This window comes from Campylobacter sp. US25a (assembly GCF_004379075.1).
Lineage (GTDB): Bacteria > Campylobacterota > Campylobacteria > Campylobacterales > Campylobacteraceae > Campylobacter_D > Campylobacter_D jejuni.
On the sequence record NZ_RYYM01000097.1, the window covers coordinates 1 to 447 of the forward strand.

A 447-nucleotide genomic window follows, 5' to 3' on the forward strand; every position below is an offset into this window, starting at 1 on the left:
ATAAAACCAGAAGATTACTAGAAAAACTCAATATCATAGGACAAAACAATCTTAAGGCTATGTATATGGGGATAAATAAGAAACAAGACAATTTACAAGAAAAAGAAGGTGATGAAGAAGAAAAAAACGAGGAATATATAGAAAGTGTAACTGAAAACAAACAATCCCAAAAATTACCGCCTAACTTCATAGGCAGATTAGCCACTACTATAATCATGGAAGATGGTTTATATATGGGTTAAATTAAGAAAGGATAAAAGATGAGTGAAACTTATAAGATATATACACCTAATGGAATAGCCGTAAAAGTAGATAAAGAAACAAACAAAATATATTTTGTAGAAAGTTTAGATCCACATCCACCAGCAAAAGGCAACTATACCGAAGAATATTCCAAAGCTTTGTTTGAAGCACACAACATTAAACGAAACTCCCCCTACAAAGACT

The 447-nt window shown here is 31.3% G+C and carries 2 pseudogenes; both read left to right on the forward strand.

Annotation, left to right across the window (positions count from 1 at the left end):
• Window positions 1-242: pseudogene (locus tag ELQ12_RS09900) on the forward strand (hypothetical protein); the annotation flags it as partial.
• Window positions 243-260: 18 nt separating this feature from the next.
• Window positions 261-447: pseudogene (locus tag ELQ12_RS09905) on the forward strand (hypothetical protein); the annotation flags it as partial.